The sequence below is a fragment of the Labrys sedimenti genome (genome assembly GCF_034424805.1).
GTDB classification, from domain to species: domain Bacteria; phylum Pseudomonadota; class Alphaproteobacteria; order Rhizobiales; family Labraceae; genus Labrys; species Labrys sedimenti.
The window spans coordinates 778,547-792,903 of the sequence record NZ_JAXOUF010000001.1 but is presented as its reverse complement, the minus strand read 5'-3'; the positions used below and the strand labels follow the sequence as shown (position 1 = coordinate 792,903).

Here is a 14,357-nt window from a genome sequence, read left to right as displayed (position 1 = left end):
TTGTGTCCGATCAGGCGGCTTTCTTCGTCTCGGCGATGCGAGCGAGATTCTTGAGAATGACGGCCGTGCCTTTGAGCCGGTCGTCGGGCTTGTCGAAATCGCGCTGGAACAGGATGCGCATGTCGGGGCGGACCTTGGCGAAGGAGCCCTGCTCGGCGATGTAGCGCACCAGCCCGTCCGGATTGGCGAAGGCGTTGTCGCGGAAGGAGACCACGACGCCCTTTGGGCCGGCATCGACCTTCTCGACATTGGCGCGCCGGCACAGGGCCTTGATCGACATCAGCTTGAGGAGCTGGTCGACCTCGGCCGGCCGCTCGCCGAAGCGATCGGTAAGCTCGGCGCCGAAGGCATCGATCTCCGCATCTGTGTCCAGCGAGGACAGGCGGCGATAGAGGCTGAGGCGCAATGTCAGGTCCGGCACATAGTCCTCCGGGATCACCACCGGAGTGCCGATGGTGATCTGCGGCGACCACTGTTCCTCGACCTCGGTCTCGACGCCGCCTTCCTTCAGGGCCGAGACCGCCTCTTCCAGCATCTGCTGGTAGAGTTCGTAGCCGACCTCCTTGATATGGCCGGACTGCTCGTCGCCGAGCAGGTTGCCGGCACCGCGAATGTCGAGATCGTGCGAAGCGAGCTGGAAGCCTGCACCCAGCGTATCCAGGGACTGCAGCACCTTGAGCCGGCGCTCGGCACCCGGCGTGATGGTGCGATTGGCCGGCAGGGTAAACAGGGCATAGGCCCTGGTCTTCGAACGTCCGACGCGCCCCCGCAGCTGGTAGAGCTGGGCAAGGCCGAACATATCCGCCCGCCAGACGATCAGCGTGTTGGCGGTGGGGATGTCTAGGCCTGATTCGACGATCGTCGTCGAGAGCAGGATGTCGTATTTGCCTTCGTAGAAGGCCGTCATTACGTCTTCGAGCTGGCCGGCGGCCATCTGGCCGTGGCCGATGGCGACCTTGGCCTCGGGTGCATATTCGTCGAGGAAGGCCTTGGCGTCCGCGATGTCCTCGATGCGCGGCACGACGAAGAAGCTCTGGCCGCCGCGATAGCGTTCACGCATCAGCGCCTCGCGCAGCACCACCGGATCGAAAGGCGTGACGAAGGTGCGCACCGCCAGGCGGTCGACGGGCGGGGTGGCGATGATCGACAATTCGCGCACGCCCGTGAGGGCGAGCTGCAGGGTGCGCGGGATCGGCGTCGCCGAGAGGGTCAGCACATGCACCTCCGAGCGCAGCTGCTTGAGGCGCTCCTTGTGGGCCACGCCGAAATGTTGTTCCTCGTCGATGATGAGGAGGCCGAGATCGCGGAAGGCAATGGTCTTGGCGAGCAAGGCATGGGTGCCGACCACGATATCGACATCGCCCGAGACCAGGCCTGCCTTGGTCTTGCGCGCCTCGTCGGCCGGTACGAAACGTGAGAGCTGCGCGACCTTGACGGGAAGCCCCTTGAAGCGATCGGCAAAGGTCTTGGCATGCTGGCGCGCCAACAGCGTGGTGGGAACCACGACGGCGACCTGCCTGCCCGTCAGCGCGCAAGCGAAGGCGGCGCGCAGCGCCACTTCCGTCTTGCCGAAGCCGACATCGCCGCAGACCAAGCGATCCATCGGGCGACCCGAGGCGAGATCCTCGAGCACCGAGTCGATGGCGAATTGCTGGTCTTCGGTCTCGCTATAGGGGAAGCGCGCGGCGAATTCGTCGTAAATGCCCTGGGCCGGTACCAGCTTCGGTGCCTCGCGCAGGGCACGTGCCGCGGCAATCTTGATCAGCTCACCCGCCATCTCGCGGATGCGCTTCTTCATGCGCGCCTTGCGTTCCTGCCAACCGCGGCCGCCGAGCTTGTCGAGCTGGGCTTCGGCGTCTTCCGAGCCGTAGCGGGACAGCAGCTCCAGATTCTCCACCGGCAGGAACAGCTTGTCGCCGCCCGCATAGTGGATTTCGAGGCAGTCATGCGGGGCGCCGACGGCGGTCACCGTCTGCAGGCCGACGAAACGCCCGATGCCGTGCTCGACATGCACGACGATGTCGCCGGGCGAGAGCGTGCCGATCTCGGTCAGGAAGTTCTGGGCACGCTTGCGCTTGGACGCGCGGCGCACCAGGCGATCGCCAAGAACATCCTGCTCGGAGACGATGGCCAGATCCGCGGTCTCGAAGCCCGTTTCCAGCGGCAGCACGCCGAGGGCGATCTCGCTTTTCGGCAAGGCCAGGGCACGGGCGAAGTCCGGAACCGGCTTGGCTTGGGTGAGGCCGTGATCGGCCAGTACGGCGCCGAGCCTCTCACGCGAACCGTCGGTCCAGCCCGCCACGATGACCCGCTGGCCATTGCCCTGCAGGGCTCTGATGTGGCGAACCACGGCGTCGAAGACGTTGGCGTCCTCGGCAGCGCGTTCCGCTGCGAAATTATGGCCTTGCCGGCCACCGCAGTCGACGATTTCGCGGCCGGGCGTTGGAGGAGACGCGAAAGGCGTCAGACGGGCCAGGGCGGCCTCGTCGAGGCGGCGGCGCCATTCCTCGGGGGCGATGTAGAGACGATCCGGCGGCAGCGGCTTGTAAGGGACGCTCTCGCCGGGCTTGCCCAGCACGTCGCGGCGGGCGTCGTAATAGTCCTTGATCTGCGCCAGCCTTTCGCCGGCAGCATCCTCGGCCAGCGCATCGAGCGCGACGGGAACCTCGGGCAGGTAGTCGAACAGCGTGTCGAGCTTGTTGTGGAACAGCGGCAGCCAATGCTCGAGGCCGACATAGCGCCGTCCTTCCGAGATGGCTTCATAAAGCGGGTCGCCGCGGGTCTGGGCGCCGAATTCGGCGAGATAGGCCTGGCGGAAGCGCTTGATCGTCTCGGTGGTGAGCTGGACTTCGCTCATCGGCACGAGGTCGAGCATGCGCAATTGGGTCTGGGAGCGCTGGGTCTCGACGTCGAAGCTGCGAATGGATTCGAGCGTGTCGCCGAAGAAGTCGAGACGCACCGGAATGGCGAGGCCCGGCGGATAGAGATCGAGGATGCCGCCGCGCACCGCATATTCGCCGGTCTCGCGCACCGTCGAGGAGCGTAGATAGCCATTGTGCTCCAGCCAGGCGGACAGCCGATCCATGTTGACGGCATTGCCGGGCGCAGCCGAGAGCGATTGGGCGGCGACGAGATCACGGGACGGCACGCGTTGCAGCACGGCATTGACGGTGGTGAGCACGATGCGCGGCTTGTCCCCGCCCCTCGTGGTCGCCAATCGCGACAGCGCGGTCATGCGCCGCGCCACGACGGTGGCATTGGGAGAAACCCTATCATAGGGCTGGCAGTCCCAGGCCGGAAAACTGATGACGTCGATATCCGGCGCGTAGAACTGGAGGGCCGCTTCCAGCGTAGCGGAGCGCGTGCCGTCGCGCGCGACGTGCAGGAGGGCCGCCGGCCGCTCTCGGGCCTGCGCCACCAGCTTGCGCGCCAAATCGGCGAGCACGAGGCCATCCTGGCCGTCGGCGCAATTGGAGAAAACGAGTTGTCCGCCGGGGCGATTCAGGACTTCGGCGAGTCGATCGGCGGCTTTCATGCAAACATCGGCTTCATGGTAAAATGGTAATCGCGCAGCCGCCTGAACACGGGCGTATCGAATTCGCCTGGTACCGGCTCTTCGTTCCTGATCCAGGCGTAGAGTTCGTGATCGGGGGCATCGATGAGAGTCTCGAAGTCGGCGACTTCTTCCTCGGACAGCTCGACGATGACGGCATCGCAGAAACTGCCCATGATGAGGTCCATCTCGCGAAAACCGCGATGCCAGGCCCGGTAGACGATCCGTCTGCGACGCGGGTCAAGTTCCTCAGAAGTGCGTATCGTTCCGGACATGTTCTCGATCCTGTTGGCTCGCTGTATAGAGAGTAAGAAGCGTTGTGGAAACCATGGATGACCGAAATATCATCCGTGCGGTCAAATTCCCTGGGCGCGGGCTGCGGGGTGACTGGGAGCCGTGATGCCGATCGGATTGAAACGCGCTTATGATCCACCCGCTTCCTCTGACGGCCTGCGCATCCTGGTCGATCGCCTGTGGCCCCGGGGCCTGTCCAAGCCGGAGGCGCATATCGACGTCTGGGCCAAGGATGTTGCCCCCAGCCCTGCCCTGCGGCAATGGTTCGGCCACGACCCGGCGAAATGGCAGGAATTTCAGGCCCGCTACGAAAGTGAGCTCGCCCACAACAAAGAGGCTGTTGTCGCGCTCCGCCGCCTAATCGGGGACAAGGTCGCCACCCTGATCTATGCAGCCAGGGATGTCGAGCATACCCATGCGCTGGTAATCAGAGGAATACTGGAGCGCATGCGGGTCTAAGTACGACAATCCATTTTGTTTTTCTTGCCTTGCCTTGCCTCATCCCCCTGCCGGGATCTACTCCCGCAAGGGGAGAAGGGGATTAATCTGGTGGGCGGTGACAATTTGAGAGCCATTCCGCTGCGCGCTCTATCTCAATCCAGTTCCTTCTCCCCTTGCGGGAGAAGGCCCCGGCAGGGGGATGAGGGGGAAATGCAGAGCGCTCAAGCAAACCAAAACACAGGATTGCACGGTGCCGCCACCTGTTCTCTTTCGAGGCAATGCGACCGGTTTCCTTCCTCTGAAACTTGCCTCTTGCCGCCTGCCCGGTCAAAAGAGCCGGCGAGGCTTTCATGCGTCCGGCGATTCTGACCCCCCTGTTCGCTTCCGTCTCATCCCTGCCAGGGATCGGGCCGAAGCTGGTGAAGCTGCTCACCCGCCTTCTGGGAGGCGCGGAGCCGGTTGGAGCGCGGGTCGTCGATGCCCTGTTCCACCTGCCGGCCAACGTGCTCGATCGCCGCCGCCGCCCCAAATTGGCGGATGCGCCGATCGGCGAATTGGTAATGGTCGAAGTCGTGGTGGAGCGCCATCGGCCCAGTGGTGGCAAGGGCCCCTATCGCGTTTATGTCCATGACGATACGGGTGATCTCACCCTCGTCTTCTTTGCCGCACAGACGAGCTGGATCGAGCATGCCCTGCCGGTCGGCGAGAAGCGCTGGCTGAGCGGCAAGATCGAACTGTTCGACGGCATGCGCCAGATGGTGCACCCCGACCGCATCGTCGATGAGGAAGGGCTCAAATCGCTGCCCCTGGTCGAGCCGGTCTATCCGCTGACGGAAGGGCTCTATCCGCGCCAGATCCAGAAGGCGGCGCAGGAAGCGCTCGCCCGCACTGCCGAGCTCACCGAGTGGCAGGATCCTGCCTGGCTCAAGGCTCAGCGCTGGCCAGGCTTCCGCGAGGCCCTCGCTGCTCTGCATTCGCCGGAGACACCGCAGGTCGTTGCGCCGGACTCGGCGCCCCGACTGAGGCTCGCTTACGACGAGCTCCTGGCTTCGCAGCTCGCCCTCGCCATGGTGCGCGCCCACAACAAGGCCCTGCCCGGCCTTGCCGTCACCGGAACGGGGGTGATCTCAGCCCGGATCGAGGCCGCCCTGCCCTTCAAGCTCACGGCGAGCCAGGTTATGGCATTGGCCGACATCCGGGCCGACATGGCGGCGCCGACCCGGATGCTGCGGCTGCTGCAGGGTGATGTCGGCTCGGGCAAGACGGTGGTGGCCCTGCTTGCCATGGCGACCATGGTGGAAGGCGGCCGGCAGGCGGCGTTGATGGCACCGACGGAAATCCTCGCCCGCCAGCACCTGGCTACCATCCAGCCGCTGGCCGAAGCCGCCGGCTTGCGCGTCGGCCTGATCACCGGGCGTGACAAGGCCCGCGAACGTACGCGCATGCAGTCCGCGCTGAAGGATGGCAGCATCGACATCGTGGTCGGCACCCATGCCCTGTTCCAGGAGGATGTCGAGTTTCGCGATCTCGGCCTTGCCATTGTCGATGAGCAGCATCGCTTCGGCGTTCATCAGCGCCTGGCCCTGAGCCGCAAGAATGCCGGTATCGACGTGCTGGTGATGACGGCCACGCCCATTCCGCGCAGCCTGGTGCTGACCTATTTCGGCGACATGGACTCCTCCCAGCTCCGCGAAAAGCCAGCCGGGCGCAAGCCGGTCGACACGCGCTTGATCTCGCTGGAACGGCTCGACGAGGTGGTGAACGGGTTGGGGCGCCTGCTGCAGACCGGCGCACGGGCTTATTGGGTCTGCCCTCTCATCGCGGAATCCGAGACCCTCGATGTCGCAGCCGCCGAGGATCGCTATGCTCATCTCGTCTCGCTCTTCGGCGACAAGGTCGGCCTGCTGCATGGCCAGATGAAGGGTGCGGCCAAGGACGAGGTGATGGCCCGGTTCGTGGCGGGCGACCTGCGTGTCCTGGTGTCGACCACCGTGATCGAGGTCGGCGTCAATGTGCCGGAGGCGACGGTGATGGTGGTGGAGCATGCCGAGCGTTTCGGCCTCGCCCAGCTCCATCAGCTCCGCGGGCGCATCGGGCGCGGTTCGGACAAATCGACCTGCCTGCTGCTCTACAAGGGCCCGCTTGGGGAAATTTCCCGCAAGCGGCTCGAGATCATGCGCGAGACGGAGGATGGCTTCCGCATCGCCGAGGAGGATCTGAAACTGAGAGGCGAAGGCGACGTGCTCGGCACGCGCCAATCCGGCATGCCCGGCTTCCGGGTGGCCGATCTCGACAGCCATCGCCATCTGCTGGCTCCCGCCAATGACGATGCCAGGCTGGTGCTGGCGCGCGATCCGGAACTGGTCTCGCCGCGCGGCGTCGCCCTGCGGACCTTGCTCTATCTGTTCGAGCGGGATGAAGCCGTGCGTCTGCTACGATCGGGATAGCGTAAGGGAAGTGACGGTGTAATCTGCAGAGACATTTCAGTTCGCAGGCAGAGGATATAATAATGATCACCGGAGCTTGCCCAGGCGGTTTTGCCGAAGCCCAAGCCAGGAACCAGGCGAGCTATGACGAGATACCCTATGTTTCCCATGCCTTCCCGCAGACCCATCCGGCAAGGCTCGCCGCCACAGCCAGGCTGTTCGGCCTCGAGATGCCGTCGCTCGACAAGATGCGCGTGCTCGAGATCGGCTGTGCCAGCGGCGGCAATCTCATTCCGCTTGCCGCCGCCTATCCCGAGGGGCGCTTTCTCGGGATCGATCTTTCCGGCATCCAGATCGCCGACGGGCGCAGGCGGATCGACGCGATCGGCCTGACCAATATCGAATTGCGCCAGCAGGACATCACATTCTTCGAGGATCCCGGCCATCGCTTCGATTTCATCCTCTGCCATGGCGTCTACTCCTGGGTTCCCGAATCCGTGCGCCACGCCATTCTTGAAATCTGTTCGAAATATCTGGAATTCCAGGGCATCGCCTATGTGAGCTTCAACGTATTGCCGGGCTGGCGGCCCAAGCAGGTCCTGCGCGATGCCCTGATGGCGCATGTCGGGAAGGCCAGCAATCAGCGCGAGCGTATCGCCAAGGCACGGGAGTTCATGAGTTTCCTGGCCGAACATGCTCCGCCCGGACCCTATGGTGCCGCAGTCAAGGAAGGCGTTGCCCAACTGCAGAAGGTATCGGACGATTATCTCGCGCATGAGTTCCTGGAACTCGAAAACACGCCGTGCTCGTTCCACGACTTCATGTATGCGGCCGGACAGCATCAGCTCGCTTATCTCGGCGAGAGCGATGTTCACATGATGGTACCCGAGAATTTCGGCGCGGAGGCAGCCAAGGCCCTGAGAATGCTGGGTGGTAACACGCTGCTCGAGACCGAAAACTACATCGATGTCCTGACCGGGCGCACCTTCCGCCAGACGTTGCTGATCCCCCCTGCCCGCGCTGCGGCCACCAAGCGCAATATCGATGCGGAGCGGATCGAGGATCTGCATCTCATCGCCGATATCAGCCAGGTTTCCTCAAGTGAGCCGGAGATGCCCTACTGTTTCGAAAACCGAAACGGCCGGCAGATCCGCACGCGGGCGGAGGTGGTTCGCAAGGCCTATCAATTGATCGCACAAAGGCGTCCGGCGACCGCGAATTATCGGCAATTGATCGCCGACATCGAGGCCGCCGACGGGAAAAAGCTCACGCAGCTGGAAAGAAGCGAGATTCGGGGCGCTTTGCTCCAGGGGGTTCTCTCTGGCCTGGCGATTGCGTCCACCGCGCCGGTCACGCTTGGCGCGGCCAACGAGGATCGTCCCAAGGCGACCGCGCTCGCGCGCAAGGATGCCGCCAGCGGCCGCACGCGCACGGTGAACCCGCGCCACGAGAATTTCGATCTCGGCGTGGTGGCGCAGCATGTCCTGCCTGTGATGGACGGCTCGCTGACCCGCGGGCAGTTGCTCGATTACCTCAAGGCAAAGGCGGCCGGAGATGCCCTCCATTTCCAACGCAACGGTCAGCGTGTCAGCGACGAAGCCGATATTGCAGCCTGCGCCCAGGAGCACCTTGCGGCCATGCTCGACACGGCCTGGAACAATGCCCTGATCGAGCCCTGAAGCAGGCGTGTCAGCAAGCTCAGCTCGGCCGCAATTCTTCGGAGACGGTCAACGTCTCGGGTTGGATCAAGCCGGCTGATATCACCAGCTTGGTGGCTTGCTCGACGCTGATGGGCAATTCGATCACCTTTGCCTTCGGCAGCAAGAAGAAGAATCCTGTCGTCGGGTTGGGCGCGCAGGGCATGAAGACCGAAACCCAGGCTTCGCCATTGCCGCCGGGAAGCCTCTTCTCCACCACCGGGCTCGGTTCGGCGGAGATGAAGACGATTGACCAGGCACCCTGAGGGAACTCGACCAGCCCTACTTTCCGGAACGAGGTTCCGGATTGCGAGAAGATGGTCGAGAACACCTGCTTGAGAGCCTTGTAGATGCCGCGCACCACCGGCGTGCGGTCGAGCAGCTTCTCGCCGAGGCGCACCAGGGTACGACCCACCAGATTGGCGGTGAAGAAGCCGATCAGGGTAAGGCCGGTGATCGCCACGACCAGGCCGAAACCCGGGATCTGAAAAGGGAGATAGGTCTCGGGCAGGTAACGCTCAGGAATGAATGGCTTGACCCAGCCGTCGACCCACTGAATGAAAGTCCAGATCAGGTAGAGCGTGATCGCGACCGGCCCGGTGACCACAAGGCCGGTGAGAAAGTAGCTGTGCAAACCGCCAAATCTGCTGACCCGTTGAGGCGGACCGGCAGGTGTCACCGTATGGGGAGGCGTATCTCGTACCATGTCACGCTTCTAGCACGCCCTTGTCACCGCCTGTCGATGCAAATTTGTGCAACCGGTCCAATCGGGCGACGCCCGCGAGTATTCCTACTCGACGGTGACGCTCTTGGCCAGATTACGCGGCTGGTCGACGTCGGTGCCGATGATCACAGCGGTGTGATAGGCGAGAAGCTGGATCGGAATGGAATAGACCAGAGGCGTCAGAATCGTGGGCATCGAAGGCAGGATGATCGTCTTCAGGGTCGTCATCGCGGCAGCTGCCGCCCCGGCCTCGTCGGTCATCAGGATGATGCGGCCGCCACGTGCGGCAACTTCCTGCATGTTCGAGACGGTCTTTTCGAAGATCGTGTCGAACGGCGCGATCACCACCACCGGCATGGTCTCGTCGATCAGGGCGATCGGGCCATGCTTGAGTTCGCCCGCGGCATAACCCTCTGCATGTATGTAGCTGATTTCCTTGAGTTTCAGTGCACCTTCCAAGGAGAGAGGAAAGCTGGTGCCGCGGCCGAGATAGAGTACGTCCTTGGCCTTGGCGAGGTCTCTGGAAAACGTTTCGATCTCGTGTTCGAGGCGCAGCGCCTCGGCCATCAGGCGTGGCGCCTCGATCAAGGCGTGCACGAGTTCGCTCTCTTCCTCGGCAGACAACACACCGCGCGCCTTGCCGGCGCCGATGGCGAGGCCCGCCAAAGCTGCGAGCTGGCAGGTGAAGGCCTTGGTGGACGCGACCCCGATCTCCGGGCCAGCCAAGGTGCGCACCATCACCGAAGCCTCGCGGGCGATGGTCGAGGTCGGCACGTTGACGACGGCAAGCGTATGCTGGCCTTGTTCCTTGCAATAGCGCAAGGCCGCGAGCGTATCGGCCGTCTCGCCCGATTGGGACACGAAGATCGATAGGCCGCCCCTGTCGAGGGGGGCTTCGCGGTAGCGGAACTCGGAAGCGATATCGACTTCGACCGGCAGACGCGCGTAACGCTCGAACCAGTATTTGGCGATCATGCCGGCGAAGGATGCCGTGCCGCAGGCCGATATGGTGACGCGGTGGAGTGCCGCCCAATCGAAAGGCAGATTCTCGGGCAGTCGGATCGTCTCGCCGACCATGTCGATGAAGGAGGTCAGCGTATGGGAAACCACTTCCGGCTGTTCATGGATTTCCTTGGCCATGAAATGCCGGTGGTTGCCCTTGTCGACGATAGTGGCGGAGGCCTGCGATTTCTGGATCGGACGGTGAACACGCTTGAAGGAGGCATCGAAGATGGTCGCCGAGCCGCGCGTCAAGGCGACGCTGTCGCCGTCTTCGAGATAGGCGATGGTGTTGGTGAAGGGAGCCAGCGCGATGGCGTCCGAGCCGAGGAACATCTCGCCTTCGCCATAGCCGATCGCCAGCGGAGAGCCTAAACGCGCGCCGATGAGGAGGTCGTCCTGGCCAGCAAAGAGAAAACCCAGCGAGAAGGCGCCGCGCAGGCGCTTGAGGCTGGCATGCACCGCCTCGATCGGCGGCAGGCCGCGATCGAGCTCGCGATTGACGAGATGGGCCACGACTTCGGTGTCGGTCTCGCTCCGAAAGCGCGCGCCTTCTGCGCTCAGTTCTTCGCGCAACTCGCGGAAATTCTCGATGATGCCGTTGTGGACCACTGCGACTCGGGCCGTGGCGTGCGGGTGAGCGTTTTCCTCGGTCGGCCTGCCATGGGTTGCCCACCGCGTATGCCCGATGCCGATCATGCCGGCGAGCGGATCGCGATCAAGCTTGCTTTCGAGATTGCGCAGCTTGCCTTCGGCCCGACGGCGTGTGATGGCTCCATCTTCGAGCGTGGCGATGCCGGCGGAATCATAGCCGCGATACTCCAAGCGCCGCAGGGCGTCCACCAGAGGCAACGCAACCGCTTCCTTACCCAGAATACCGACAATGCCGCACATACGCCCTACCCTTCATCGATTCGAGACGAACTCTAGACGCGAGGGATTTAGGGCTTCGTGAATGAGGTGAGAAATCAAAATGCCTGACGGTTTGTGACAGAGAGCCTCAGCCCGTCACGATCGCCCGGATATGCGTTCGATTTCCTGGCGCACCAAGCGCTCGACCAGAGACGGCAGATGGGCGTCGAGCCAGGTCTGCATCATGGGCCTCAGCATCTCCTGTACGACATCTTCGATCGTGCGCGCGTTCTTGGAAAATACCGTGTGATTGAGGGAGGCGAAGGCGGACGCCGCCTCGGATTGAGGCTCCGCCGAGAGCAGGCCGCCGGCACCCCGCTCCAGGCCGGCTGGGATGGAAGGCGAAGCCGCTTCTTCCCGAGGGAGGGCGGCCGCACTTGGCAGGTCCGCGAGCGAAGAAGTCTCGGCAGCGGAACGGCGTCCTGGTTTTGCCGGCGGATCGTCGGAGATGATGCGGCGAATGGAAGTTAGAATCTCGTCCATCGAGGGTTCCTTGAGGGTACGAGGCGGATCTGCCCGCGTAGGTGACGACATCGGGCGACTCCTTCCACATCGAGCGCGCCGTGCCCCGATGGCGCGCTGGAGCAAAGTGCAATGTCTTCGAATCGCGCTTTGCGCCGGTTCCTCGTTTCGAGCTGTCCTGGCGGCTCTCGACGAGTCCATCCAAGCGCGAAACGGCATGGTGGCACTTCAAGCAAGAACGCCCTCCGATCGCAAGGATACGGAGGGCGTTGCCGTCATCTTCCTGTGGGCAGGCGCCGCTTAGCGCCCATCCGGAATGTCGGTGCCGATCCACTTGTCACGCACCTGATCATAATGCGTGGTGGGATCGTAGCGGGCAACCTTGAGGCCGAGCGCCGCGGCGTTGAGCTTGCCGACTGTCGACAGCACAGTATAGGCGGCCACGATCTGGTCGCGCTGCGCTTGGATCAGGCTGGCCCGTGCCTGCAGCAGCAATTGCTGCTGCTGCAGCACGTCGAAGGTGGTGCGTTGGCCGACCTTGGCTTCCTCACGCACGCCGGCGAGGGCCACACCCTGCGCATTGACGGCAGCCTGGAAGGCCTGGATTTCGCCACGGGCGCCGTCCAGGGAGCCCCAGGCTTGAATCACGTTGGAGCGTACCAATTCGCGGTTGACGTCGACCTGGATGCGCGCCTGGCCGAGCAGTTCCTTGGCTTGGCGGATCTTGGAATAGTCGCCGCCGCCCGAATAGATCGGCACGGTGAGGAAGGCGCCGATCGCGGCTGAAGTGCCCATCTTCGCGCCGGATGGCTCATAATTGTGTGAGATCGTGCCCTGGGCGTTCAGGCTGGGATAGAGTGCGCCCTCGGCGACTTTCACCTGCATGGCGGCCTGGTCGACGGCATGAAGCGCGGCCGTGATACCGGGATGATTGGCAAGCCCGGCCTGGATTGCGGCGTTCTGGTTCCTCGGCAGCGAGCGTGGCACCTTGACCGGCTGCAGCTTCTTGGGCTGCGAGCCGATGATCTGCCGATAGATGGCGACCGACGATTTGAGCTGCGCATCGGCGGCGACCCGCTGGGACTGTGCGCTCGCCAGACTGGAATTGGCCTGCTCGACGTCGGTCCGCGTCACTTCGCCCACATTGAAGCGGTCCTTGGTCTGCTTGAGCTGTTCTTCGAGCACCTCGACGTTGTTCTTCTGCAGATTGAGCAGAGCGGCGTCGCGCAACACATTCATATACGCCGTTACGGCGTTGAGGAGTACCGACTGCTCAGTGTCACGCAACGTCTCGCGCTGGCTGAGCACGCCCGATTCGGCAGCACGCACTGAATTTGCGGTCTGGAAGCCGTTAAACAGATTCTGCGTTACCGTGATGTCGGCGCCGCGCGGAAATCGGGTGTCGTTGGACCGCCTCCCCTGCAGGGACTTGGTGAAATCCCGTTCGGCGCTGATGCTCGCCGAAGCCGAAACGTTCGGCCTGTAACCACTGAGCGCCTGCGAGACAGTTTCATCATTGGCCCGCGTGCCGGCGCGTTGCGCATTCAAGGTGGGGTTGGCCGCATAGGCTTGGGCAAGGGCCGATTGCAAGGACTGAGCCTGCGCTCCGCCCATGAAGAAAACAAGCGAAGCACTTGCAGCCAATAACGAAAATACGCTTACAGTTTTCATGACTCGACCCGACCCAAATCAAAAGAGGCAGACAAACCGCCATATTTTTTAAAAAAATAGCCTGTCAGGCAGCTTTCACCAACAACTGATTTCGGCTGCCCAGAGATAAATCCGAGGTTGAAGCAAAAAAGAGACAGTGAACCCCGGGTTCGGTTAATTAGTGGTTAATTTTCTCCTAAGGTGCTGTTTTGATAGTCAGAATGAGAAGGCGGGGGCCTTGGCGAAGGCTACCAGGGCCGGCACTGAGGCGTCGAAGGCGATGCGGCCGGTATGGTCCGACCCGACCTTGACGAACACGGTGGCCCGTCCGGGGCGACCACCGCCGACCACCGCGACGAGGCGACCACCCTCCTTGAGTGAGGCGAACAGGGTGGGTGGAATTTCTTCGGCAGCGCCTTCGATCAGGATCACGTCATAAGGTCCGGATCCGGCCACTCCCTGCTCAAGCGGGCCGGTCACTACCGTCACGTTGGAGTATGACGCCAGCGCAGTCTTTGCCGACGCCGCAAGCCCCTCATCGCTCTCTAGCGCCACGACCTTCTCCGCGAGTTCTGCGAGAATCGCTGCCGAATAGCCGGTCGCCGTACCGATATCGAGTACGGTGTCGGTGGATTTGATGCCCGCGGCCTGGACGAGCTTGGCCAGATACATCGGCTGAATGAGATAGCGCTGGCCGGCCTCGCCCCCCACTGCCAGATCGGCATCGAGATAGGCCAAGGGCTGCTTGGAGGCCGGCACGAAAATCTCGCGGGGAACGGCAAGGAAGGCATCCACGACGCGCGCCTCGGTCACGTCATTGGTGCGAATCTGGCAATCCACCATGGTGCGGCGCGCTTGGATGAAGTCGGTCATCGCTCGATATCTCTGTTTGTCACAGCGTTGTTTGCGGCATGGCCTCGCAAAAGGCAAGAAGGCTGGCCTTGCAGCGAGATGGGAGGCTTCAGTTTTGCAGCCCGCAATCCGCATTCACGGAAATATTGCTTCGGCTGAGAAAACCGGTTGAACGCGTGAGGCTTGCTTGTTATAGCGCCTGCCTCCGCTTTGTCCTGCACAGCGCGACAATGGATGGCCACGTGGCGGAGTGGTTACGCAGAGGACTGCAAATCCTTGCACCCCGGTTCGATTCCGGGCGTGGCCTCCACTTTTTTCTGATGCATCGGGCGTCCTGATTGGGCTGC

Annotated in this window: 10 protein-coding genes and 1 tRNA gene; 4 read left to right on the top strand and 7 right to left on the bottom strand. The window is 63.1% G+C overall.

Annotated features, from left to right (window positions below; genetic code table 11):
- Positions 1-10: 10 nt before the first annotated feature.
- The gene (mfd, locus tag U1R88_RS03720; RefSeq protein ID WP_322430023.1) at positions 11-3,535 is read right to left on the bottom strand and encodes a transcription-repair coupling factor; all 3,525 of its coding nucleotides are present in this window, start codon (positions 3,533-3,535) and stop codon (positions 11-13) included.
- Positions 3,532-3,828 (bottom strand): FAD assembly factor SdhE, encoded by a 297-nt coding sequence (locus U1R88_RS03715; protein ID WP_068284896.1) that lies wholly within the window; start codon positions 3,826-3,828, stop codon positions 3,532-3,534. Before U1R88_RS03715 ends, mfd begins: the two co-directional genes overlap by 4 nt.
- Before the next feature lie 124 nt (positions 3,829-3,952).
- Here U1R88_RS03715 and U1R88_RS03710 point away from each other — a divergent pair, with 124 nt between their 5' ends.
- The 3 genes from U1R88_RS03710 (at position 3,953) to U1R88_RS03700 (ending at position 8,393) form a co-directional block, all read left to right on the top strand.
- Entirely contained in the window at positions 3,953-4,306 is a 354-nt protein-coding gene (locus tag U1R88_RS03710) for a DUF488 domain-containing protein (RefSeq protein WP_322430022.1), read from the top strand.
- Positions 4,307-4,638: 332 nt separating this feature from the next.
- Positions 4,639-6,735 carry an ATP-dependent DNA helicase RecG gene (recG, locus tag U1R88_RS03705; protein WP_322430021.1) on the top strand — a complete coding sequence of 699 codons (2,097 nt, stop codon included), beginning with the start codon at positions 4,639-4,641 and terminating at the stop codon, positions 6,733-6,735.
- 62 nt (positions 6,736-6,797) lie between these two features.
- Positions 6,798-8,393 (top strand): class I SAM-dependent methyltransferase, encoded by a 1,596-nt coding sequence (locus U1R88_RS03700; RefSeq protein WP_322430020.1) that lies wholly within the window; start codon positions 6,798-6,800, stop codon positions 8,391-8,393.
- Between the two features lie 19 nt (positions 8,394-8,412).
- Here U1R88_RS03700 and U1R88_RS03695 read toward each other — a convergent pair whose 3' ends face one another.
- The 5 genes from U1R88_RS03695 to U1R88_RS03675 form a co-directional block, all read right to left on the bottom strand.
- Positions 8,413-9,117, bottom strand: coding sequence for a DUF502 domain-containing protein (locus tag U1R88_RS03695; RefSeq protein ID WP_322430019.1), 705 nt, complete (start codon positions 9,115-9,117; stop codon positions 8,413-8,415).
- A gap of 84 nt (positions 9,118-9,201) precedes the next feature.
- Positions 9,202-11,028 (bottom strand): glutamine--fructose-6-phosphate transaminase (isomerizing), encoded by a 1,827-nt coding sequence (gene glmS, locus U1R88_RS03690; RefSeq protein WP_322430018.1) that lies wholly within the window; start codon positions 11,026-11,028, stop codon positions 9,202-9,204.
- 114 nt (positions 11,029-11,142) lie between these two features.
- The gene (locus U1R88_RS03685) at positions 11,143-11,580 is read right to left on the bottom strand and encodes a PopZ family protein (RefSeq protein WP_322430017.1); all 438 of its coding nucleotides are present in this window, start codon (positions 11,578-11,580) and stop codon (positions 11,143-11,145) included.
- A gap of 228 nt (positions 11,581-11,808) precedes the next feature.
- Complete coding sequence (locus U1R88_RS03680; RefSeq protein WP_322430016.1) at positions 11,809-13,098, bottom strand: TolC family outer membrane protein; 1,290 nt, start codon at positions 13,096-13,098, stop codon at positions 11,809-11,811.
- A gap of 276 nt (positions 13,099-13,374) precedes the next feature.
- Complete coding sequence (locus tag U1R88_RS03675; protein WP_322430015.1) at positions 13,375-14,031, bottom strand: protein-L-isoaspartate O-methyltransferase family protein; 657 nt, start codon at positions 14,029-14,031, stop codon at positions 13,375-13,377.
- A gap of 215 nt (positions 14,032-14,246) precedes the next feature.
- Between U1R88_RS03675 and U1R88_RS03670 the strand changes: the two genes are divergently transcribed.
- Positions 14,247-14,320, top strand: a tRNA-Cys gene (locus U1R88_RS03670).
- Positions 14,321-14,357: the final 37 nt, after the last annotated feature.

Excerpts from the sequence above, each read along its gene's own strand:
- recG (WP_322430021.1), top strand. The coding sequence starts at position 4,639 with ATGCGTCCGGCGATTCTGACCCCCCTGTTCGCTTCCGTCTCATCCCTG.
- U1R88_RS03675 (WP_322430015.1), bottom strand. The coding sequence starts at position 14,031 with ATGACCGACTTCATCCAAGCGCGCCGCACCATGGTGGATTGCCAGATT.
- glmS (WP_322430018.1), bottom strand. The coding sequence starts at position 11,028 with ATGTGCGGCATTGTCGGTATTCTGGGTAAGGAAGCGGTTGCGTTGCCT.
- mfd (WP_322430023.1), bottom strand. The coding sequence starts at position 3,535 with ATGAAAGCCGCCGATCGACTCGCCGAAGTCCTGAATCGCCCCGGCGGA.
- U1R88_RS03700 (WP_322430020.1), top strand. The coding sequence starts at position 6,798 with ATGATCACCGGAGCTTGCCCAGGCGGTTTTGCCGAAGCCCAAGCCAGG.
- U1R88_RS03715 (WP_068284896.1), bottom strand. The coding sequence starts at position 3,828 with ATGTCCGGAACGATACGCACTTCTGAGGAACTTGACCCGCGTCGCAGA.
- U1R88_RS03685 (WP_322430017.1), bottom strand. The coding sequence starts at position 11,580 with ATGTCGTCACCTACGCGGGCAGATCCGCCTCGTACCCTCAAGGAACCC.
- U1R88_RS03695 (WP_322430019.1), bottom strand. The coding sequence starts at position 9,117 with ATGGTACGAGATACGCCTCCCCATACGGTGACACCTGCCGGTCCGCCT.
- U1R88_RS03710 (WP_322430022.1), top strand. The coding sequence starts at position 3,953 with ATGCCGATCGGATTGAAACGCGCTTATGATCCACCCGCTTCCTCTGAC.